The following is a 20446-nucleotide window of genomic DNA, read 5'->3' as shown; positions in this document are numbered from 1 at the left end:
CAATCGCCGACGTCTTCGCCTCTCTCCTTAGGGAAGCGGTGTTCCTCACGATAGACAGTGTCAAGTCATAGGCTGGAAATTTTCAAAATGATCGATTGGGTCCCTGTAATCTTTGTTACGTTCAAGGTTCTCATCTTCGGCGCGTGCATGTTCTTCGCCATCAAGTGGCATTACGACCAAGGCAAGAAGGGGATGGACAGGCGCGCGCTGCTGCGCACGGGCGGCAAGGTGGCTGCCGCCTTCATGCTGGCGCTGCTGTGTGTGTTGCTGTTCACCTTCGGCCTTGCCAGTATGCTCGGCATGGACTTGAGCCTGCCATGACGGCGAAGACTGGTTGGCCGATATCCAGTCATGCAATGAACCTGGCATTCATCGGACGGCCATGACTGGCTGCCTTGTCGGAAATGGCAATCTGCCTTGCGTGGCCTTTGCAGGTTACCTTTGGCTCCAGGCATTCGGGAGACCACTTGCTTCGGATGACGAGGTTTATTCAATCGTCAGGCTATCCCTGCTTTTCCGGGCCAGTTCGACAAAAGCCAAAGCAGCGGGCGAGAGCTTGTCAAAGCTCAGCGCGGCCAACGCGATTTTCCGGCGACAACGGGGCTTTAACGGGCGGTAGACAACACCTGCCGGGGGCTCGGGCAGAGCCAGACGTGCGGCAATGGTGACTGCCTCGCCTTGCGCTACAAAGCCCATCATTGAGGTGAGCTGCTCAAACTTGAACAGAGTTCTGGGTGAGGCGCCCTGGCTGGCCAAAAATGCATCGATATGGGGGCCTGAGCCTGCGCTGGTACGGATAAAGGGCTGTCCATGAAAGCTCATGGCAGCGATGGCCGATTGGGACGCCAGGGGGTGCGCAGCAGGCAGCACCGCCACCAGCTCATCTTCGGCCAGGGTCAGGGTGTCGAAGCGCTCGTCGGGCAAGACGACAAAGCCCAGCTCCACACGCCGCTCCAACAGCCACTGAACGACTGTGTCGTCTATGGCTTCCTCAATGTGCACCTCGACCAGGGGGTGCTTCTGCTGAAAACGCGCTAGGAGCTTCGGCAGCAGACGCAGCGACGAGGTGGCTCCAAAAGATGCGATGCGCAAGGTGCCCCGGGCAATGCCATGCTCCGCATCGGCTTCCTGCTGCAATGCCTCTTTTTGCTGAAGGATGTCATTGGCGCGGCTCAGTAGCCTGGCGCCCACGTCGGTCAGTGTTGCCACTGCTCCTTCTCGATTGAAAAGCGTGACGCCCAGCGCTGTCTCCAACTGCTTGATGGCATGGCTGACGCCGCTCTGGGAAATACCCAGCACACCCGCTGCGCGAGAGAAGCTGCCGACTCGGGCGAGCGCTGCAAAGACTTCGAGTTGCGTGAATGTCATGAGTTTTTACTCATTCGACGATGAATACGGATTATCAGATAGTAACCTCTCATGAACACATTACGAACTTCCACCCATTTGGGATTGATCGGCATGGCTGCCCTGTGGGGCGCTTCCTGGCCCTGGGGACGCATCGTCGCGCAAGCCATGCCTCCGCTGGCTGCGGCCAGCCTGCGCTTCTTTCTGGCTGGTTTCCTGCTGGTGCTGTGGCTGTACCGCAGCGGGCGCATTGGTGCGTTGCGTGTTCTGGGGCCTCGCCAATGGGCGAGCCTGGCCTGCGCTTCTGCCGTAGGCGTGCTGGGCTACTCCGTGTTCTTCTTGCAAGCACTCAAGACGGTGCCCGCAGGCAAGGCGGCCATGGTGGTGGCGCTCAACCCGGTCCTGACCATGCTGTTCGCAGCGCTGCTGTTTCGTGAACGCGTGAACACCATCATGTGCCTGGGTTTGGGGCTAGCCGTGACGGGCGCCCTGTATGCGCTGAGCGGCGGTTCTTTGGGGGACCTGGTGTCTTCATCGTCCGGCGTGGGAGAGTGGCTGCTGCTTGGCTGCGCCGTATGCTGGGTTGCCTATACCCTGATAGGACGCATCGTTCTGGCCCGTGTGGATGCGCTGACCACGACGACGGCAACCGCACTCATTGGTGCTGGACTGCTTCTTATGGCCAGCATCGCTCTGGAGGGGTCGTCCGCCTGGACTGGCCTGGCAAAAGCCCCTGCCGCTGCCTGGTACAGCGTTGTGGCCCTGGCCCTGGGCGCTACGGCCTTGGCTTACGCCTGGTACTTGAAGGGCGTCCAGGAGCTGGGTGCTGGCGCGGCAGCCGCGTATATGTCCCTGGTGCCGCTGTTTGGCATGCTGCTGTCCAGCTTCTGGCTCGGAGAGCCCATTACCAGCTCGCTGCTGGGAGGCGGCGCTACGGCCATCTTCGGTATGTTGTTGATGAATATAGGGCGCATACGACTGGAGAGAGCCGCTCTCTCTGCGGCTGCCTGATTCGGGTCGAGTGCTGCTGCTTTCGGTCTGGAGCAGACCTCGACTGATATATTCAAATGCAACAACACTTAAGAAACCATCATGCCTGGCTTTGAGAATTGGCTGGCTTTCGGCCTTATTTCCCTTGGAATGGTCCTCACTCCAGGACCGAACATGGTTTATTTGATTTCCCGATCGATATGCCAGGGGCGTGCCGCCGGGCTTATCTCCCTGGGGGGAGTTGCTCTCGGTTTCGTGTTCTACATGATGTGCGCGGCACTGGGCATTACGGCAATCGTCATGGCGGTACCGTATGCCTACGATGGGTTGCGCATTGGCGGGGCTCTGTACCTGGTCTATCTGGCATGGCAAGCCGTCAAGCCGGGTGGCCGCTCTCCGTTCGAAGTCAAGAACCTTCCGCAGGACGGCCCAAAGAAGCTGTTCCTGATGGGGTTCCTGACCAATCTTCTCAACCCGAAGATCGCCGTGATGTATCTGTCACTGCTGCCTCAATTCATCAGCCCTGAACATGGCAGCGTGCTCTCGCAATCCCTGGTTCTGGGCTTCACCCAGATTGTGATCAGCGTCAGTGTGAACGCCACGATCGCCATGCTTGCAGGATCGATAGCAGTATTTCTTTCCGGTCGTCCGACCTGGATCTTGGTTCAGCGGTGGCTGATGGGAACGGTTCTCGCTGGCTTGGCCGTTCGTATGTTGACCGAAGCAAGGAAATAGCACCTCGCCGAATTGGACGACGACACGCCCCGCGTCGCCATGGCGATACAGGCGCAGTAGCCTGAGCTGGTTGCGATCCTGGGGAAAGCCTGGCTTGCAATCACGCCAGAAGATGTGGCGGAACTGATGTGCAACTGGGAGCCTGGACATCCTGCCGATGGCTGGGGACGAGCATCGACAGGCACCTTGGCGGGTGGCGGGCGCACTCGGCCTGGCGGCCACGATCTCGCTGACCTGGGGGATATACCTGACCTGTCAGGTTCGCCGGGCAAGGCGTGCGGAACCGCGTGCCGAAGCCGCCAATCAAGTCAAGGCCCAGTTCCTCGCCATCATGACCCATGAAGTTCGCACGCCTCTTGCCGCAATCACCGGCCTGCTGGATATGGCTCGGCAGCGAAGCCAGGGAGCGGCCACCGAGGATGGCAGCCTGCCAGCGGCTCAGGATGCGGCACAGACCATGCTGCTACTGCTCAACAAGGTGCTGGATCTCGACCGGATCGAGTCAGGCCTGATCCACTAGAGTCCCAAAGCGGTGGCGCTCAGGCCCTTGATTGAGGATATGGCTGTCCTGGTCCGAGGCATGGCCTATCTTCAGCAACGCCGTCAAGTTCACCGCTCACGGGGGCATTGCCCTGACAGCGGCTGGAAGCGCCGAGGGCGGAATGCTGAAAAAGGCATGATGTCCGATCAAGGTGTGGTCCCCGATGTTGCCGAGGATGGCGTTCAGGCCAGGGAGCGATGCGCCGAGACGGATTTCGATCTGATCGTCACGGACGGCCAGATGACCCATATGAATGGCGCCGAATTGAGCTCTAGAGTGCGCGCACGCGAAACCAGCGAGGCTCGACCTCGCTGCCGGACCGTGGCACTGACCGCCAGCATTGAAGATGCGGAACGGCAGCGCTATATGGCTGCCAGCGCCGATGAGGTGCTTTGCAGGCCCATCCGCGAAGAGGACATGGCCAGTATGATTCGCGAGTCCGCGGCTCTTATTAGAGGCTGAGCGATTGCGGGTGTGCGGTCAAGGGGATTGCATGACTCGATAGTGCAACTCTGGCGACCGCTTGCCCATTGTTGTTACAGGCGGTTTTGACCCGTTGCCGGTGTTCGAGCCTCCACCAGCGGTTGCAGTAGTTCACGCCAGCATAATGAATGATCGGTGGCGCCCATTTACCAGCCATTTCGAGTGCAAAGGCAACCCATCTACCAATGACAGATCTCAAATGAGCACCGGTCATTGAACGGAGCCGACTGACTAGCACCCGAACCGCCATAGCAAACGAAAAGGGCCGGGAAGCTCACGGCACTCGAATGAGTGCGTGGTGTAACCGTAATTGTCTGCTCGCATCCAGCGGTTAAATCCTCCCGTCAGAAGCCGTGCGCAACTACTATCAATGCGTAGTAAGTCGGAAAACCGCGTTGGTCGCCGACTCAAGCCATGAAATTTCCGAGCACTTCGGGGTAGTTCAAAAACCGAAAAATATGCAACAAGACCTCAACGATCTCATGTACTTCGCTCATGTGGTGGACCATGGAGGCTTTGCTCCAGCCTCACGAGCGCTGGGAGAGCCTAAGTCCAAGCTGAGTCGGCGTATTGCATCGTTGGAAGTGCGTCTTGGCGTGAGGCTACTTCATCGCTCCACCCGACATTTCTCCGTGACGGATATAGGTGCGAACTATTACCGTCACTGTAAAGCGATGCTGCTGAGCGCAAAGGCAGCTCAAGAAGAAGTGGAGCAGGTCTTTAGCGAGCCATGTGGAGTCATTCGCGTCTGCTGTCCAATTGCCCTGCTTCACTCGCGGGTCACAAGCATTGTGGTTGAGTTCATGTCACTAAATCCGAAGGTTGAAGTTCATCTGAAAGGTATCAATCGCCCTGTCGATCTCGTTGCAGAAGGCTATGACATTGCGATCCGGGCACGTACGCCTCCACTAGAGGACAGTAGCCTAGCGATGCGAAAGCTCGCGCAGCGCGATTGGTGCCTCGTAGCGAGCCCAAGTTTCTGCCAACGCTTCCCGATGCCGACTGTTCCAACTGACCTCGTTGACATGCCTAGTCTGAGTGATGACCGCGATCACAAATGGCACCTCATTGGACCAGGTGGAGTGACTGCATTGATCGCCCATAGACCTCGATTCGTCACAGACGATATGTATTCGCTTCGAGCAGCTGCAATTGCCGGCATGGGGATCGTTCACCTACCTTTGATGATTCTTGAGGAAGAACTGGAGCGAGGAGAGTTAGTACGACTTTTGCCCGAATGGAGCTCCAAGGGCGCTCTCATTCATGCTGTATTTCCAACTAGGCGAGGCCTACAGCCTGCGGTGCGTAAGTTTTTGGACTTTTTAGTCGAACGGTTCGACAAGGATTCGGCTGCTCCACGTCAGTGTTCCTGAAATAGAACGCTCCTACGTCAAATCAAGGACTACCGTCTGATATTTGTGCGGGCTAAAGTGCTTCGGCAACCAGTCGCCAAGCATGACCAGTACGGCTCGGTCGACGGGATGCAGTCACTTCTCCAGGAGCCTCCATCATGAACAGTCAAGTAGCCATCCCTGCAAATTTCAACGGTGCAAAGCCGGTCATTGATCCTGATAACGTTGCAATGTTGTTGATTGATCACCAAAGTGGCCTGTTCCAGACGGTACACGACATGCCGTTTACCACGCTGCGCCGCCTTGCGGCCACGCTGGCCAGGATTGCGACTTTGTCGAAGATCCCAGTCATCACCACAGCTTCTGTGCCGCAAGGCCCAAATGGTCCGCTGATCCCCGAGATTCATGAGAACGCTCCACACGCCAGATATGTCGCCCGCAAGGGAGAAATAAATGCTTGGGACAATCCAGATTTCGTACAGGCCGTAAAAGAAACAGGCAAGAAGCAACTGATCATTGCAGGCACCATTACCAGCGTTTGCATGGCTTTTCCATCGATCGCTGCCGTGGCTGATGGATATCAGGTATTTGCAGTGGTTGACGCTTCTGGGACTTACTCCAAGATGGCAGAAGAAATTACCCTGGCTCGCATGATGCAGGCTGGCGTGGTTCCCATCGATACCGCAGCCGTGGCCTCTGAATTACAGAAGACCTGGAACCGTGATGATGCTGCTGAATGGGCAAAGGCTTATACGGGCATCTTCCCGAACTATCAGTTGCTGATCGAGAGCTATACCAAAGCTCAAGAAGTGGTGCAGAACCAAGAAGTGCTGGACTCGCAGCGCAAGTAAACCAGCGTCAAGCATCCACGCCTTGTCTCGAAACGAGTTGCTGGACGCCTCGTGCGTCTGGCAATTGACCGAGCGCGCAGTTTTTTGCAGTGCTGCACCTTGGCATCCGCGCAAACTGCTATGTCACCAACCACCTCAATCCTGATTTTCCATTGGCTGGCTTGGCCGACGGATTGTTTGTGGGCCTGATGGGGGCAGGCATGGCACAGATTGCTGTCCTACTTTTGACCTTGTTCCAGCCGTAATTTGGCGCGTCATATGAAGCAGTACCTCTGGTAGCTATTGAACTTCTATGGCCGTGGTGCCGTTTGCCCGAGCAGGCTCCATCACTCGACCCTGGCAATCACCTGCGGACGCTGATGCGCTAGGTGGTTCCGTTCAGCCTGACGGTCATTGCCGCCGCCTGCTAGCAACGAACTTAGCGAGATGATTGCTCAAACCCACATTTGTGATGTTTCTGCTGTTCATGTCAGCACACATGTTGCTTAGCAAGGTTGGACATGCGTCTCCAAATTGGGGGCGCTGATCGACGCAATTCAACGTTCGCAAGGAGCGGTAACCGGCATGCTGGGCCCTATCAGCCGGGAGTGGAAGCACTGTTTAAGTGCACATCTGGAGCTCGGTTCGCATCATGTGTGCTGGCCAAGGCTTTGAAATGTAGTTCTGTGCGGATTTTGCCGGTGATCGCGGTGTGCAGGCTGATGGAGCAAGCCAGCCATCTCGCGGCTCGCCGCAATTCTGGGTGCTATGGGGTTCATGACGCTTCTTCGAGGCTTGGCGATTTCCCGACCGCCGGGCTGGTTCATCCACGGGAGGTATTCCAACATGAAAAACATCGCTACCCATTCGGTGACGCGTCGCTTAGCCTTGCACGCGTTTCTTGCAATTTACTCTCTGGGCACCGTGCAGGTCCATGCACAGGTCGGCCCGGGATCCGTGTCGAAAGCTACCAATAGTCCTGCGGCAGACATCGTTATCCGCAATGCCCGGGTGCTGACCATGGATCCGGCACATCCTAAGGCTACAGCCATCGCCATCAAGGGCCAGTACCTGAATGCGGTGGGCAGCGATGCCGATGTTCGGCCGCACATCGGCCCGAATACTCGCATCCTTGATGTGCACGGGAAAACAGTGATCCCGGGCTTGATCGATGCGCACCTGCACGGCATTCGTGGCGGACAGAGCTACCTGTTCGAGACCTACTGGTACGACGTGTCGAGCTTGCGAGAGGGGATGCAGCGCATGCAGCGCGCTGCTCAAGGACGGGCTGCAGACCAATGGGTGGCGGTGGTTGGTTCATGGATACCTGAGCAGTTTTCCGAGAAGCGCGCGCCCACGGTGCTCGATCTCAACAATATGCTTCCCGACCACCCCGCCTACGTGCAGTCGCTGTACGACTATGCCCTGGTCAATCAGCGCGGCATCGAGGTGTTGGCTCTCGATACGCCACAACCTAAAGTTCCCCGGGGCATCACTGTCGAGCGCGATGCCGCAGGGAAGGCGACAGGTAGGCTGCTGGGTGGCATCGGGCCATTCAACATGCTGTTTGCCCAAATTAGCCGTGGGTTGGATCAGCAGGAGAATCTTCGGGCCTTTTTTAAGGACCTGAATGCACACGGTGTGACAGGTTTCATCGATCCTTCGGCGGGAGGTCCATCTGCCTTTGAGCCCTTGTTTGCATTGCACCGACAAAAGGAATTGAGTGTGAGGGTAGGGTACCGCCTGTTTGTTCCTCCAGGCGGTAACGAGACAGCTTGGGTGCAGACGCACATGGAATATCGCCCACCAGTTCATGATGATGGCTACATCGCGTTCCTGGGCCTGGGCGAAAACCTGGTCTCAGCAATGAATGACGCGGTTCGCATGGGGCCTGGCTTCACCTCGCCGAGAGGTGATCAGCAGGAAATGCGCAAAGTTCTCGGTTTTGCGGCCCAACGTGGAATTCCTCTCGAGTTGCATGCCTATACCGATGACAGCGCGCGATCCATTCTCGACGCCATTGAGGATGTGGCACGCATTCACCCGGTCAAGAATTTTCGGTGGTCGCTTGCACACCTGAACACCGGCTCCTTGCCGACGCTCAAGCGCATGCACGAGCTGGGACTGGGCTACAGTGTTCAGATGGGGCCTTACTTCGAGGCGCCTGCGATTCTTGCCGAGAACGGCCGCCAGGTGGCCGAGCAGACGCCTCCCACCAAGATAGCCCTTGACCTGGGCATGATGGTCGCTGGCGGCACCGACGCCACCCGCATTGGCGTAGCCGGTGTTTGGCAAGCCATCGAATACCAGGTCACGGGGCGGTCGCTCAGGGGGGCAGTGCAGCGTCGCTCTGATCTGCTGTTGACGCCAGAGCAGGCCTTGAAGCTCTATACGGCCAATGCTGCGTGGATGGCCTTTGCCGATGACACGCGCGGCAGCTTGGTGGCAGGCAAACTCGCAGACCTTGCGGTGCTCAACCAAGATCCTCTGCGTGTCCCTGCCAATCATTTGCATCGCACGCGATCGCTGCTGACGTTGCTCGGAGGGCATGCCGTGCACGGTCAAGACTGGCTTGATGATCAATCTCCTGCAGCACACACGGCAAAGGGCTTGCCCAGCGGGAAGTGAGAGCTAGAGGAGAACTGCGTTCGGCCAGTTGCCGCTCTGTACCTCTGCCTCGACTACATTGCGAAAGATGTCAATGAGTTCTTCGGTGGCCTTGGACGGAGGTCTATCGGCGACCCTTGCAAGAATGCGCCGCAGCTGCAGTCCCTCAATGGGGACTGCTGCCAGCATGCCGAGGTCGAGCTCCCGCTTCACGGCCGCTGCAAAGTGCACTGTCAGGCCGACTTTCTCCTGTATCAGGCGCTTCGCCACCTCCATGGTGCTTACCTCCACCACCTGGTTCAGAGTCAATCCAGCATGCGCGATCCCTGCTTCGAGCTCCAGGCGCACACCTGACTTGGCCAGACCGGTCATCACCAGCGGCATTCCTGCAAGCCGCTGGATGGCAATGCGCCGGCGCTTAAGGGCCGGATCGTCGCTACGTCCGATCAGGCAGATCTCCTCATCGAGCAATGGAAAGCTGATCAGGTTCGACAACTGTACCGGGCCATTGAGCACGGCGATATCCAGGGCACCTTGCAGCAGCATGGAGTGCAGCGCTGGCGAGAAGCCTTCTTCCACCCGCAGCCTGACGTCGGGAAGGTTCTGATGCACGGCCTTGGTCAACGGGACCACCAGCAACTGGGCCAGGCCAGGTGACATGCCTATGACCACCGGTCCCCGGGCATCGCGCTGCAGGGCGGTCATGTCCTGCTTCATCTGTTCTGCGTATCGAAGCAAGAAGGAGGCTCGTTCCAGCAGGAACAAGGCTTCTGGAGTCGGTGTGGCACCCCGCGGGTGCCTCTCGAACAACTGCACACCCAGCTCCTCCTCAAGGAGCTGGATCTGGCGGCTCAGCGCGGGCTGCGCCACGTGCAGCACGCTGGCCGCACGGCCGAAATGCTGCTGAGTGGCCAGAACAACGAAATATCGAAGCTGTCGCAAGTCCATCGAATCTCCGGTTTTGACCTGCGAAGTATGCAGTCAATTCTCGATGCCGAAATGTTATCGAATCGTTCAGAAAATGGTCTTGGACTGAGGGTGATCAAGTTCTTAAAGTTCATCCCACAGAGAGAAATTTATTGGCTTTCTGTTCTTTCAATCACTAATCGCATTAAGGAATCGAAATGGATATCAACCCGCAAGAAATGGAAGCAACACGCATTGCCCGCTGGGGCAAGGTGGAGCCTTACCGCGAAACCTTCATCGAGAGCCGCCTGCCCGGGATGAAGAAGAACATCTACAAGATCATGAATCGTGGCGTGCTGGAGAACAAGGGCGTGGAGCCGGCCATTCCCGGCAATCACCGCTTTGGCGTGACGTTCATCGAGATCCCGGTCGGACAGGGCGCCAGCCTGCATGCACACAAGACCGAAGAGGTGTTCTGCCCGCTCAACGGCCAGATGGAAGTGATCTGGGGTGAAAAGGGCCAGTACTCGGTAATGCTCAACCAGTGGGACGTTATCTCGTGCCCCATCGGCACTATGCGCGGCTTTCGCAACCCCAACGACCACGCCCTGGTTGTGTATTCGGTGGTGGGCGGTACCGACGAGGAGTGCGGCCGTATTGCCTGGCACCCCGATGTCGTCAAGGCTGCCGAAGCCACGGGCCTGGTCTATGGCCAGGATGGCTACATCGCCGAGACGTCTACGGAAAAGTGATGCCGTGCGGCAGGCTGGTCCTGCCGCCGCCCACCGCATTGAACAAGGAGCAGCAATGACTCATCCATACGCACGCCAGTGGAGCCGACGTCGGGTGCTGAACCTGGCGCTGGCATGGGCAGGCGTGGCCGGCGTGCTTCCCGCCCTGGCGCAGCAGCCCGCACCTCAATCCTCTACAGCGAAAGCCTGGACTCCCAAGGGAACCATGCGAATAATCGTTCCGTTTGCTGCAGGCGGCACCTCGGACATGGTGGCGCGTCTGTTGGCAGCCCATTTAGGGCAAGCTCTTGGACAATCCGTCATCGTGGAGAACCGGGCCGGCGCGGGCGGCAATATCGGTATTGCGGCTGTCGCCCGAGCCGTACCAGACGGCCATACTTTGCTGCTCGCTTCGTCCTCCTTCGTGACGAATCCCGCCTTGTATCCCGACAAGCGACCTTACGACCCCACCAAGCAGTTCGCACCGATATCGCTGGTCGTCACTTCGCCTGATGTCATCGTGGTGCCCGCTGACAGTCCTATTTCCACGCTATCAGACCTGCTCGCTTCGGCGAAGACCAAGGAAGGCGGCTTGAACTATTCGACGCCAGGGAAGGGCAACAGCGTTCATCTGGGGGGGGAGCTGCTGTGGCAGCGAGCCAAGGTGAGCCTGATGCATATCCCGTACTCGGGGTCCGCTCCCGCAGTACAGGCAGTGCTGGGGAAGCAGGTGGATTGCTCGCTCGTGGCGCTACCGGTTGCCAGTCCTCAGATCGAGGCGGGCAAGTTGCGCGCGTTGACTGTGGGCAGCCTGCAGCGCTGGCCTGACCTGCCGAATGTACCAACGGTTGCAGAGAGCGGCTTCCCGGGATATCGGTCCGAAACCATGCAAGCGTTGTTTGCTCCAGCAGGTACACCGAGCGCTGCCATTGCACGCATTCATGCTGAGGTGCGTCGGTTCGTTCAGACCCCTTCAGTCGCCAAGAGTCTGCACGACATGGGCTTCACTGCCGTTGCTGGCACTCCAACGGAGTTGGCTAGCAGAGTCGCCGAAGAAGTCCCCCGTTGGGCCAAGGTGGCTGCCGCGGCCAATATCCACGCCGACTGACCTCGAGACAAGTACCTCAAGAATCCAAGGAGACATATGTCGATCACCGCAGTAGAACGCCAGAAGGCGGACAGACCTCAACAGCAACAGCAGCAATCCATTCCGGCCAACCCCGAGGCCCTTTTGCAGGCCGTGCTGCAAGCCAACCAAGGCACGAAGGATACCCGTACGCGCGAAGTCCTCGACTCCTTGATACGGCACATCCATGCCTTCGCATCCGAGGTCAAGCTGACCTATGACGAGTTGCACAAGGGGTTGGATTTCATGGTCCGGGTAGGCCAGGCCACCGGCCCAGAAAAGCACGAGGGCATTTTGTTGGCCGACATTCTTGGCTTGGCAACCCATGTGCTCCTGCTGGACGCCAAGGCCATCCTGGCTGCCGGAGGTACCGAGCCTGCGTTGATTGGCCCATTCTGGCGTGCCAACCAGCCCCTGCTTCCCAATGGCGCGAACATCGCATCCGAGGAGACCGGCGGCTCGCCCTTGTTCGTGCGCGGCAAGGTCGTCTCCACCGACGGCAAGCCGATTGCCGGAGCTCGTGTGGAGACCTGGCAGGCGGCGCCAGGCGGACTGTACGAGAACCAGGACCCGGAGCAAGACGACATGAATTTGCGCGCCGTGTTTGAGACTGACGCCAACGGGCGGTTCTGGTTTGAGAGCGTGCGCCCGTCTGGTTACGGCGTTCCGATCGACGGGCCCTGCGGCGAATTGCTGGCACTGCAAGGCCGTAACCACATGCGTCCGGCGCATCTGCACTTCATTGCCATCGCGTCCGGACACAAGGTGCTCACGACGCAGATCTTCGACTCCCGAGACCCCTTCGCTTACAGCGATGCGGCCTTCGGTGCAGTGGGGTCGCTGCTGCGCGACTTCCAGCCAGATGCCCAAGGCCATTTTCATCTGGACGTGGAACTGTGCCTGGAACCCGGCGAGACACGCCTTCCTACACCGCCATTGCCTTAAATAAGGAATAGCTGGTTTCTCAAAACAACTGGCCCCTTTGTTGTTGAGTAACTCAGAGTCAGAAGGCGCCATAGAAGCGCCTCACATACACCCTAGGAAAAAACAAGGAGACAAACGATGAAGATCGATCGCAGACAGCTACTTCAATGGACAGCGGTAACTTGTGGCTCAGCCGCAGTACCGTTTAAAACCTTTGCGCAGTCCAACTATCCAAGCGGGCCGGTGAGGGTGGTGGTGCCTTTCACGGCAGGATCCACCACGGATGTCATCAGCCGCATCGTCGGCGAGCGACTGAATAATTATCTTGCTCAACCTTTCGTCGTGGATAACAAGCCGGGTGCTGGCGGCACCCTTGGTGCTGCGCAGGTCGCGACTTCACCTGCGGATGGCCAGACACTGCTGATCCATTCGGCCGGACATGTTGCTAATGCATCCCTCTATCCTGCGCTGAAGTACGACACCCTGAGGGACTTTGCATCGGTCGCGATGTTGGCCTCGATGCCCAATGTGCTTGTCGTCTCGCCACAGAAGGGTTACACCTCCCTGCAAGACCTCATCGCCAAGGTGAAGAAATCTCCTGGCACATTCAGCTATGGATCGTCCGGTAGTGGCAGCGGTGCGCACATCGCTGGTGAGAAATTCCGCATGGCGGCGGGCCTCGACGTGCTGCATGTGCCTTATCGCGGAACTCCCGAAGGCGTGAATGACGTCATTGGCGGGCGCATTGACTGGTTCCTCCTACCTCTCGCCCTGGCTGTTCAATTGGTTCAGGCGGGCAAGCTCAAGGCCCTGTCCATTGGGGCTTCCAAGCGCTCCCCCTTGCTGCCCAACGTACCCACCACTACGGAAAGTGGCCTGCGCAATGCGGATCAGCTTTTCTGGGTTGGCATGTTCGCACCCGCGAAGACCCCCCGCGAGGTAGTCACCCGCCTAAACGCCGAGGTCGTCAAGGCGTTGAAGGCCCCCGAGACCATCACTCGCTTCGAAAAGCTCGGTGTGGAGGCTACGCCCATGTCCCAACCGCAGTTTGCGAAATTTGTGAGCGATGAGTTCGTCGAGACGGCAGCACTCATCAAGCAAGCTGGCATACGCCTTGAGTCCTGATGGGCTGTCTCGCGCAATTTTCGAGGTAGTAATCCGCTCTCTGTGTGACAGCGCAGTCGCCAGAGAGCTCGAATTCAAGAAAGTACATCGATGAAATCCCAAATATTTGCTTTGTTTGGCGTGACGGCAGCTCTGGCATCTCACGCCCAATCCAATGTCAGCGTCTTCGGTAGCATTGATCTCAACGTGACCTATGCCAAAGCAGGTAACCAACATGTCACGGGCATGGACCAAGGCGGCTACTTGCTGCCTAGCCGCATCGGATTTCGTGGCACGGAAGATCTTGGCGGAGGCCTTACTGCAGGCTTCTGGCTGGAGGCCGCGGTCCTTCCTGATACGGGAGCAACACAAAGTGCGTTCTTTGGACGGCGCTCGACCGTCAGTCTGACCAGCAGGCAACTCGGCGAGATCCGCTTGGGCCGCGACTACACCCCGGCCTTCTGGAACGTCTCCCAGTTCTCGCCTTTCGGTACGGTGGGCGTCGGTGGCAGCAGCAACCTGATAGATGGGTGGCCGCTGGGCTCGCACGGAGCCAAGACCCTGTCCCGTGCCAGCAACTCGATTGGTTACTTCCTGCCCAAGAATGAGTTGGGAATTTATGGCCAGCTCTCTTATGCGGCTGGCGAGAACGTGGATGGTGCCAAGTATCTCGGCGGCCGCATTGGCTACGCCAAAGGACCCTTCAATATTGCAGCCGCCTACGGTCAGACAAAGATGGCCGCAGGCGACTACAACACGGCCACTCTGGGCGGCTCTTATGATTTTGGCGTGGTCAAAGCCTATGCGAACTACCTCCAGCAAAAGCTCGAAGGATACAAACAGAACTACTACCTGATCGGGGCTGCCATACCTGTTAGCGGCGCAGGCACCATCAAGACTTCGGTCGCGCAGGCGAAGGTGTCCGGTACGTCTGACAAGGCAAGGCAGATCGCTGTGGGCTACGACTACAAGCTCAGCAAACGCACGACGCTGTACACCGCTTACTCGCACATCAGTAATAAGGGCAACTCGGCCTACGTCACTGCCGATGTGTCTCCCGAAGGATCTCCTGGTCAGAACTCACAAGGGGTTCAGTTCGGTATCAATCATTCGTTCTGAGGTGGCTTCACGCACGAAGCCAATGTAGACGTGTAGCGCACCCGTTTCACATGGATGCGAACGAACACGCTTGTATATCCATTTCCATCTATCGGAGTTATCAACGATGAAAGCCGCGATTGTTCATGCCTTTGATCGCCCGCCGCGCTACGGCAATATTGATGCGCCCCAGGCTGCGACTGGCGAAGTCCTGGTGAAGGTGCGTGCGGCAGCACTCAGTCAGCTTGTGCGCGCACAGGCTAATGGAACGCACTACAGCAGCAGTAAAGTCTTTCCGTGGGCGCCTGGTGCCGATGGTGTCGGTGTGCTGGAGAACGGCCAGCGGGTGTATTTCGCATTCCCGCGAACTCCGGTGGGAGCAATGGGCGAAGTGGTCGCTGTAAAGGCTGATTGCTGTGTGCCTGTGCCTGACTCCGTTGACGATGTCACTGCTGCCGCCATTGCGCTGCCTGGAATGTCGTCGTGGGCTGCATTGCAGGAGCGTGCGCATTTCCAGCCTGGTGAGCGAGTTCTGATCAATGGCGCTGCGGGTGTCTCCGGGCGTCTGGCGATCCAGATAGCAAAGTACCTGGGCGCATCACGAGTGATCGCAACGGCTCGCAATCCTGCGGTGGAAGCTGAGCTGCGAGCCCTCGGGGCAGACCGATTTATTTGTCTAGATCAGCCAGCGGACCGGCTCACTGCCGAACTGAGAGATGAAATCCTGGGGCGTGGTACTGACATCGTCCTCGACTATCTGTGGGGTCCACCAGCTGCAAGCATTCTTGCTGCAACCATGAGCCATGATCACAGCGAAGACGCTCCGCGCCTGCGTTTCGTGAACATCGGCATGCTTGCGGGGGCAAGCATTGCCCTGAATCCCGGTACTCTGCGAAGCACCGGCCTGGAGCTGCTTGGCAGCGGGCTGGGCAGTGTCTCGCCCAGAGGGATCGCCAAGGTGGTCGGAAAGCTGCTACAGGCGGTCGGGCCTGCAGGGCTGAAGATCGATGCTGAAGCCGTGCCGCTGAGCGAAGTGGAAGAGGCGTGGCAAAGACCAGCCACGGAGCGCATCGTTTTCACGATAAGGCCATCATGAACTGCTGCCTATAGTCCCCCTGATGTAGCCCAGTCCCTAGTTAGCGCTGGCGGGCGTGGAGATTTCTGGAGTCGCCTCCCTCTACGCTCATTGACATGGCTGATGGAGCACTCAACGAGGCCAGAGCAAAAGGTCGCAATCAAGTGGCCGTTGCCAACAAATAAGCCTGAATGTTTTCCTGCTCATCCCCGTTTTTCAGCACGGCAGAAGCTTCATGTCGAACATCTGCCGTGGGTCGACATGAGCCTGTCGCAACATCCAGAAGCGATTCTTGGTGCCGAACCACGCAATCGAGCGACTAGTCCCGTGAGGGACGCGGCTGTTCAGGACAGGCAGCATTCAACGTCTGGTGTCGGGGGGACCGTTCAGATGCTAGATCGTGAATGACTCAGATCAGCGGCCTAAAGCAGTCAGCGCCGGAGATACCCGGAGCGGCTGCTCCAAGCCATTCCCGCCCATGACCAACTTCATCAAGCGGCGACGGCAGAGCGGGGGCACCGGGCTTTAGCTGCGCAGCTTGTGCGACGAGAATTGTTGGAAATGTCTGGACAGAGCGCTTGGCGCCGCTGCGGCTCGATCATTGTTGTTGCGGATGACTGCATTCAAAAGGATGTACCCAGTACGGATTCAAGCTGATGTCATAGCCAGCCGGCCCGGCGAAAACGGTAGTAAACATAACTGCACACGCAGACAATCAGCAGCAGTGCAACAGGGTAGCCATACTGCCACTTCAACTCTGGCATATGCTCGAAATTCATTCCCCAGACGCCCACAAAGGCAGTACAGATCGCAAAGATGCTTGCCCAAGCTGCCAGTCGTTTGGTGACTTCGCTTTCATCGATTGTGACCAGCGCGAGGTTGACCTGCATCGCAGTCGCTATGGTGTCGCGCATTCCTTCGATGAGTCCATTGATGCGGACCAGGTGGTCAGCTACATCGCGGAAGTAGTCCTGCGATCCTGCGCAGACCTGAGGTACACGTCCGCCGTGGAGCTTGCTCACGGCCTCCAGCAATGGAGCAACCGCGTGCTTGAGGATCATGACACGTTGCTTCAGCCCATACAGCTGCTTGATGCTCTCGCGTGCAGCTCGCTGCGTGAAGATCTGTAGCTCGACTGCTTCCAGCTCGGCTTCCAGGGCTTCAATGATGGGGAAGTAGCGGTCAACCACCGCGTCCATCAGCGCATACAAGACAAAGCCTGAGCCGTGCTTGAGTAGCTCGGGCTCTTTCTCGCAACGATCCCGGACCCCTAGGAAACCTTGTTTGCTGCGATTTCGGACCGACAGAACGTAGTTGGAGCCAATGAACACGTCCACCTCACCCAGGTTGAAATGACCGGGTTGAGCGGGATCAGGCTCCAGAAGATGCATGACTGTGAAGAGGGACTGGCCGTATTCCTCGATCTTGGGTCTTTGGTGTCCGTGGCTGGCATCCTCCACGGCGAGTTCGTGCAGGTTGAACTCTTCACGCATTTCATCCAGCTCAGCCGACGTTGCATCGGACAAGGCCACCCAGACAAAGCAGTCAGGCCTTGCGATGTACTCGCTGATATCTGCGACAGCAATATCTGCCAGCTTGGATCCCTTTTCGTAGGCTACGCAATTGATCAGCATCGAGATCCTCTTTCCACAATCGATAAGCTCAATGGTGCCATGCCTCTATCATGGCAGAGGGTAGCGATAGACAGACAATGCTTGGGCTTGGGAGAGATGGACAGGTGTTGTTCAACGTCCTTTCTTCCTTTGGCGCTGTTGTGACGGCAAAACTGGCAGCGGGGTCGAATTGCTGAGCCAAGTGAACTGACGCTTAGAGCAGGCGTTCTGCAGGCCACTGTCAGCGTGGATTCAACTGGGCAGCAACGGCTTGAAGGACTGCTGTTGGAGGAAAGGACGAAATGCTGTTCTCGGCCAGAAGCTGTCGTCCGGTAGGTAGGCGTGAGCGGCAGACTTGATGGGGCAGCGCCACAAACCTTAGGTACCTGTTAGGAAAGAGCTTCAAATAACGCCTTCGGAGTTTGTGGAGCGGGCACGGGTGGATGCGGCCCGATCCATGCTGGAGTGCAGCGCCACGCCCCTGAAAGCCATTGCCTTTGAATGCGGCTTTGTGGATTCAGAACGCATGCGCAGAGCTTTTGTGCGCTGCGTGGGCATCACTCCTCAGCAGTACCGAAGCACATTCAACCCCGTCAACGAATAGCGTCTTTAGCCGCTGCAGGAACATCGGTCGTCATGCGCTTGTGGCAATCAATGGCTGCAGCCAACACCTGGGCATCTGCATCGCGAGGGCCAATGATGGACATGCCTACCGGTGCTCCATCCACATTGCGCCACGGAAAGCTCACCTGCGGAAGCCCTGCCAGTCCTGCGATGCAAAGCAACTGCTGCGCCATTTCTCGCATGCGTTGCAATCCATGAGCTGCGGTGTCGCACATGGGCGCTGGCCCCGGAACAGTAGGTAGCAGCACGAATGCCCCTGTATCAGCAAACAGCTTGTCGAGCATACGGGTAGCGGCATCTCGGACGAGTTGCCACACCGCCAGGTCTTCTTGAGCGGCTTGCGAAGCGAACCCGAACCGGGCGCGGACATCAGCCCCCAATGCTGCGCCGTGTGCTGTCACCCAATCGCCATGGATGCTCCAAGTTTCCGCTCCTGCCAGGATACGGTGGGTTTGCGCCCAGTGAGCAAGAGGAAGTTCGCCGGCAGGTAACCACTGCTCATTCAGGCCGAGTCGCTGCAAATCGTCCATGAACATGGTGCGAACGTCAGGGTCACACACATGCAGGGTGTCTTCAAACAGGAGTATCTGAAGGTCAGGCTGGGCCTCGTGTACAGCCTCATTGTCGATCACGGCATGAATGCGTGCCATGTCTTCGCCGGACTTGGCAAACCAGCCGACGGTATCGAAGCTGGGTGCCAGTTTGAATCCCCCACCCGGCAAGCGCCCTTGCGTCGTCCGGATTCCCCAAATACCGCAATAGCTGGCTGGCAACCGGCAGGAACCACCAGCGTCGGTGCCGAGCGCGAAGTCTACGTCACCAGCGGACACGGCAGCAGCCGAGCCAGATGATGAACCTCCAGGTAGTCGCCCCGGCGCACCGGCGTTGTGGGGCATGCCATAGTGATGATTGATACCTGCAAGGCTGTAGGCCAGCTCGTCCGTGACCGTCTTTCCGATCCAGTGCGCGCCTGCTTCCAGGCACAGTTGCACTGCTGGTGCACTTTCTTGGGCGATAGGTTGCTGCGCTCCCCAGGCCGGCGTTCCACCTCCCATGCGTTGACCCTGCACAAGGAATATATCCTTGACCCCCATGCGCATGCCGGCCAGGGCATTGCCGGTCGGCGTAAAAGGCGGAGCAGTACCAAAACCCTCGCGTACAAAGGCTCCGCCAAGCCCCGGTTGCAGCAAATCATTGCGAGCCGCTTTTTCAAGCATAGGCATATCTGAAAATTTTCCTGTCTAGTTAGATCAATTGAGTTGCAGGTCGATCCGGGTCAGCAGTTGGGACCAGCGGTTGGACTCGTCCGCTATGGCCTTTGCGAACTCGGTACTTTGCGAACCGATGGGGTCCATTCCGTTGCCGGCTAGCACGCGCTTGACTTCTGGATCATTGCGAAGCAGGGATTGCATCTTTTCGCGCAGTAGATCCACGATCGGCTGTGGCGTACCTTTAGGGGCAAAGGCTCCTACCCATACAAGGGCGTCTACGCCACTGACCCCAGCCTCGCGCAACGTTGGAACCTGGGGCATCAGCGTAGACCGTGTAGGCCCGGAGACAGCCAATACCTTGGCACGGCCGGCCTCCACCAGCGGCTTAGTGGACCCCACGCTGTCAAACCGCATCTCGATCTCTCCAGACAGGAGTGCCGTGGTCAACGCGGGAGTGCCCTTGTACGGAATGTGTGTGAGCTTGACCTGCCCCTGCTGCGCGAACTGTTCGCTCACGAGGTGAATGACACTGCCTTGTCCCACACTGCCGAAGTTGAGCGTGCCAGGCTGTGTTTTGGCTTGCGCAAGCAGATCGGCGACAGACTTGAAGGGCGACCCCGCCGCCACTGTCAATGCCAAGGGATAGCTGCTGAGCATGCTGATCGGCTCAAAGTCATTCACCGGATGGAATGGCCGCTTGCCCTGTAGCAGTGGCGCAATCACGTGGCTGCTGTTGCTGGCGATGAGGATGGTGTAGCCGTCGGGTTTGGCACGCATGACGGAGGTTTCCCCGATGAGGCCGGTAGCGCCGACTCGGTTTTCCACTACGAACGGCTGCCCCAAAGCTGCTCCGAGCTTTTGAGCCAGCACACGCGCCATCAAATCAGTGGCGCCACCCGCTTGGAAGGGGGAAATGAAGGTCACGGGGCGTTGGGGGTAGCCGGATGCCGATGCTAGAGCGGCCAGCACCGATGGGCTGAGCGTCGCGCCCAATAGGCCCCACAGAACCCGACGTCGCAGCGTAGCGTGCAAAACCATTGTTTGTCTCCTTGAGTAAATCAAAGCTGAAGTATTCAAAGAGTGCTCAGTCCCAACAAGCGAGATTTCTCAAATCATGGTTTTGTCTTTTACAAACGCTTTGTCATTTTC

Annotated in this window: 19 protein-coding genes and 1 pseudogene; 15 read left to right on the top strand and 5 right to left on the bottom strand. The window is 58.1% G+C overall.

The window, feature by feature from the left end; translation table 11 throughout:
* Positions 1–87 precede the first annotated feature (87 nt).
* On the top strand, positions 88–321 hold the full coding sequence (locus CTR2_RS15055) for a hypothetical protein (protein ID WP_087083033.1): 234 nt from the start codon (positions 88–90) through the stop codon (positions 319–321).
* A 165-nt stretch (positions 322–486) separates the two neighbouring features.
* Here CTR2_RS15055 and CTR2_RS15050 read toward each other — a convergent pair whose 3' ends face one another.
* The gene (locus CTR2_RS15050) at positions 487–1368 is read right to left on the bottom strand and encodes a LysR family transcriptional regulator (RefSeq protein ID WP_087083035.1); all 882 of its coding nucleotides are present in this window, start codon (positions 1366–1368) and stop codon (positions 487–489) included.
* A gap of 51 nt (positions 1369–1419) precedes the next feature.
* On the opposite strand from CTR2_RS15050, the gene CTR2_RS15045 reads away from it, so the two are divergent.
* The 7 genes from CTR2_RS15045 to CTR2_RS15015 all read left to right on the top strand — a co-directional run bounded on the left by CTR2_RS15045 (position 1420) and on the right by CTR2_RS15015 (position 8906).
* Positions 1420–2358 (top strand): DMT family transporter, encoded by a 939-nt coding sequence (locus CTR2_RS15045; protein WP_087083037.1) that lies wholly within the window; start codon positions 1420–1422, stop codon positions 2356–2358.
* Between the two features lie 81 nt (positions 2359–2439).
* The gene (locus tag CTR2_RS15040) at positions 2440–3072 is read left to right on the top strand and encodes a LysE family translocator (protein WP_087083040.1); all 633 of its coding nucleotides are present in this window, start codon (positions 2440–2442) and stop codon (positions 3070–3072) included.
* 157 nt (positions 3073–3229) lie between these two features.
* Positions 3230–3592 (top strand): histidine kinase dimerization/phospho-acceptor domain-containing protein, encoded by a 363-nt coding sequence (locus CTR2_RS15035; RefSeq protein WP_087083042.1) that lies wholly within the window; start codon positions 3230–3232, stop codon positions 3590–3592.
* 156 nt (positions 3593–3748) lie between these two features.
* Complete coding sequence (locus CTR2_RS15030; RefSeq protein WP_176391634.1) at positions 3749–4075, top strand: response regulator; 327 nt, start codon at positions 3749–3751, stop codon at positions 4073–4075.
* Positions 4076–4554: 479 nt separating this feature from the next.
* On the top strand, positions 4555–5469 hold the full coding sequence (locus tag CTR2_RS15025) for a LysR substrate-binding domain-containing protein (RefSeq protein WP_087083045.1): 915 nt from the start codon (positions 4555–4557) through the stop codon (positions 5467–5469).
* 137 nt (positions 5470–5606) lie between these two features.
* Entirely contained in the window at positions 5607–6299 is a 693-nt protein-coding gene (locus CTR2_RS15020) for a hydrolase (RefSeq protein ID WP_087083047.1), read from the top strand.
* An 825-nt stretch (positions 6300–7124) separates the two neighbouring features.
* Positions 7125–8906: an amidohydrolase gene (locus tag CTR2_RS15015; protein WP_254913318.1), complete on the top strand. Its 1782-nt coding sequence runs from the start codon at positions 7125–7127 to the stop codon at positions 8904–8906.
* A 3-nt stretch (positions 8907–8909) separates the two neighbouring features.
* On the opposite strand, the gene CTR2_RS15010 is transcribed toward CTR2_RS15015, so the two are convergent.
* A complete protein-coding gene (locus CTR2_RS15010; protein WP_087083049.1) occupies positions 8910–9833 on the bottom strand; it encodes a LysR family transcriptional regulator in 924 nt (307 codons plus the stop codon).
* 176 nt (positions 9834–10009) lie between these two features.
* On the opposite strand from CTR2_RS15010, the gene CTR2_RS15005 reads away from it, so the two are divergent.
* From CTR2_RS15005 to CTR2_RS14980, 6 genes are all read left to right on the top strand, one after another.
* Positions 10010–10543 (top strand): cupin domain-containing protein, encoded by a 534-nt coding sequence (locus tag CTR2_RS15005; protein WP_087083051.1) that lies wholly within the window; start codon positions 10010–10012, stop codon positions 10541–10543.
* A gap of 55 nt (positions 10544–10598) precedes the next feature.
* Positions 10599–11630: a Bug family tripartite tricarboxylate transporter substrate binding protein gene (locus CTR2_RS15000; RefSeq protein WP_176391635.1), complete on the top strand. Its 1032-nt coding sequence runs from the start codon at positions 10599–10601 to the stop codon at positions 11628–11630.
* A gap of 36 nt (positions 11631–11666) precedes the next feature.
* Positions 11667–12593, top strand: coding sequence for a dioxygenase family protein (locus CTR2_RS14995; RefSeq protein ID WP_087083053.1), 927 nt, complete (start codon positions 11667–11669; stop codon positions 12591–12593).
* A 117-nt stretch (positions 12594–12710) separates the two neighbouring features.
* Positions 12711–13697: a Bug family tripartite tricarboxylate transporter substrate binding protein gene (locus CTR2_RS14990; protein ID WP_254913319.1), complete on the top strand. Its 987-nt coding sequence runs from the start codon at positions 12711–12713 to the stop codon at positions 13695–13697.
* Positions 13698–13787: 90 nt separating this feature from the next.
* Positions 13788–14795 carry a porin gene (locus tag CTR2_RS14985; protein ID WP_087083055.1) on the top strand — a complete coding sequence of 336 codons (1008 nt, stop codon included), beginning with the start codon at positions 13788–13790 and terminating at the stop codon, positions 14793–14795.
* A 106-nt stretch (positions 14796–14901) separates the two neighbouring features.
* A complete protein-coding gene (locus tag CTR2_RS14980; RefSeq protein WP_087083057.1) occupies positions 14902–15870 on the top strand; it encodes a quinone oxidoreductase family protein in 969 nt (322 codons plus the stop codon).
* A 638-nt stretch (positions 15871–16508) separates the two neighbouring features.
* On the opposite strand, the gene corA is transcribed toward CTR2_RS14980, so the two are convergent.
* Positions 16509–17483, bottom strand: coding sequence for a magnesium/cobalt transporter CorA (gene corA / locus CTR2_RS14975; RefSeq protein ID WP_087083059.1), 975 nt, complete (start codon positions 17481–17483; stop codon positions 16509–16511).
* Positions 17484–17865: 382 nt separating this feature from the next.
* Here corA and CTR2_RS14970 point away from each other — a divergent pair.
* A pseudogene (locus tag CTR2_RS14970) lies at positions 17866–18066 on the top strand (helix-turn-helix domain-containing protein); the annotation flags it as partial.
* On the opposite strand, the gene CTR2_RS14965 reads toward CTR2_RS14970, so the two are convergent.
* Together CTR2_RS14965 and CTR2_RS14960 are read right to left on the bottom strand one after the other, a co-directional pair.
* Positions 18056–19309, bottom strand: coding sequence for an amidase (locus tag CTR2_RS14965; protein WP_254913320.1), 1254 nt, complete (start codon positions 19307–19309; stop codon positions 18056–18058). The pseudogene CTR2_RS14970 and the gene CTR2_RS14965 sit on opposite strands and share 11 nt — an antisense overlap.
* Positions 19310–19336: 27 nt before the next feature.
* Positions 19337–20335: a Bug family tripartite tricarboxylate transporter substrate binding protein gene (locus CTR2_RS14960; protein ID WP_087083063.1), complete on the bottom strand. Its 999-nt coding sequence runs from the start codon at positions 20333–20335 to the stop codon at positions 19337–19339.
* Positions 20336–20446: the final 111 nt, after the last annotated feature.

The organism is Comamonas thiooxydans (assembly GCF_002157685.2).
GTDB lineage: Bacteria > Pseudomonadota > Gammaproteobacteria > Burkholderiales > Burkholderiaceae_C > Comamonas > Comamonas testosteroni_H.
Note: the sequence above shows the minus strand (reverse complement) of the source record. Positions and strands in the feature narration are given on the sequence as shown.

What these genes read in the sequence shown, in the direction of transcription:
- CTR2_RS15055 (WP_087083033.1), top strand. Translation starts at nt 88, where the DNA reads ATGATCGATTGGGTCCCTGTAATCTTTGTTACGTTCAAGGTTCTCATC.
- CTR2_RS15050 (WP_087083035.1), bottom strand. Translation starts at nt 1,368, where the DNA reads ATGACATTCACGCAACTCGAAGTCTTTGCAGCGCTCGCCCGAGTCGGC.
- CTR2_RS15045 (WP_087083037.1), top strand. Translation starts at nt 1,420, where the DNA reads ATGAACACATTACGAACTTCCACCCATTTGGGATTGATCGGCATGGCT.
- CTR2_RS15040 (WP_087083040.1), top strand. Translation starts at nt 2,440, where the DNA reads ATGCCTGGCTTTGAGAATTGGCTGGCTTTCGGCCTTATTTCCCTTGGA.
- CTR2_RS15035 (WP_087083042.1), top strand. Translation starts at nt 3,230, where the DNA reads ATGGCTGGGGACGAGCATCGACAGGCACCTTGGCGGGTGGCGGGCGCA.
- CTR2_RS15030 (WP_176391634.1), top strand. Translation starts at nt 3,749, where the DNA reads ATGATGTCCGATCAAGGTGTGGTCCCCGATGTTGCCGAGGATGGCGTT.
- CTR2_RS15025 (WP_087083045.1), top strand. Translation starts at nt 4,555, where the DNA reads ATGCAACAAGACCTCAACGATCTCATGTACTTCGCTCATGTGGTGGAC.
- CTR2_RS15020 (WP_087083047.1), top strand. Translation starts at nt 5,607, where the DNA reads ATGAACAGTCAAGTAGCCATCCCTGCAAATTTCAACGGTGCAAAGCCG.
- CTR2_RS15015 (WP_254913318.1), top strand. Translation starts at nt 7,125, where the DNA reads ATGAAAAACATCGCTACCCATTCGGTGACGCGTCGCTTAGCCTTGCAC.
- CTR2_RS15010 (WP_087083049.1), bottom strand. Translation starts at nt 9,833, where the DNA reads ATGGACTTGCGACAGCTTCGATATTTCGTTGTTCTGGCCACTCAGCAG.
- CTR2_RS15005 (WP_087083051.1), top strand. Translation starts at nt 10,010, where the DNA reads ATGGATATCAACCCGCAAGAAATGGAAGCAACACGCATTGCCCGCTGG.
- CTR2_RS15000 (WP_176391635.1), top strand. Translation starts at nt 10,599, where the DNA reads ATGACTCATCCATACGCACGCCAGTGGAGCCGACGTCGGGTGCTGAAC.
- CTR2_RS14995 (WP_087083053.1), top strand. Translation starts at nt 11,667, where the DNA reads ATGTCGATCACCGCAGTAGAACGCCAGAAGGCGGACAGACCTCAACAG.
- CTR2_RS14990 (WP_254913319.1), top strand. Translation starts at nt 12,711, where the DNA reads ATGAAGATCGATCGCAGACAGCTACTTCAATGGACAGCGGTAACTTGT.
- CTR2_RS14985 (WP_087083055.1), top strand. Translation starts at nt 13,788, where the DNA reads ATGAAATCCCAAATATTTGCTTTGTTTGGCGTGACGGCAGCTCTGGCA.
- CTR2_RS14980 (WP_087083057.1), top strand. Translation starts at nt 14,902, where the DNA reads ATGAAAGCCGCGATTGTTCATGCCTTTGATCGCCCGCCGCGCTACGGC.
- corA (WP_087083059.1), bottom strand. Translation starts at nt 17,483, where the DNA reads ATGCTGATCAATTGCGTAGCCTACGAAAAGGGATCCAAGCTGGCAGAT.
- CTR2_RS14965 (WP_254913320.1), bottom strand. Translation starts at nt 19,309, where the DNA reads ATGCCTATGCTTGAAAAAGCGGCTCGCAATGATTTGCTGCAACCGGGG.
- CTR2_RS14960 (WP_087083063.1), bottom strand. Translation starts at nt 20,335, where the DNA reads ATGGTTTTGCACGCTACGCTGCGACGTCGGGTTCTGTGGGGCCTATTG.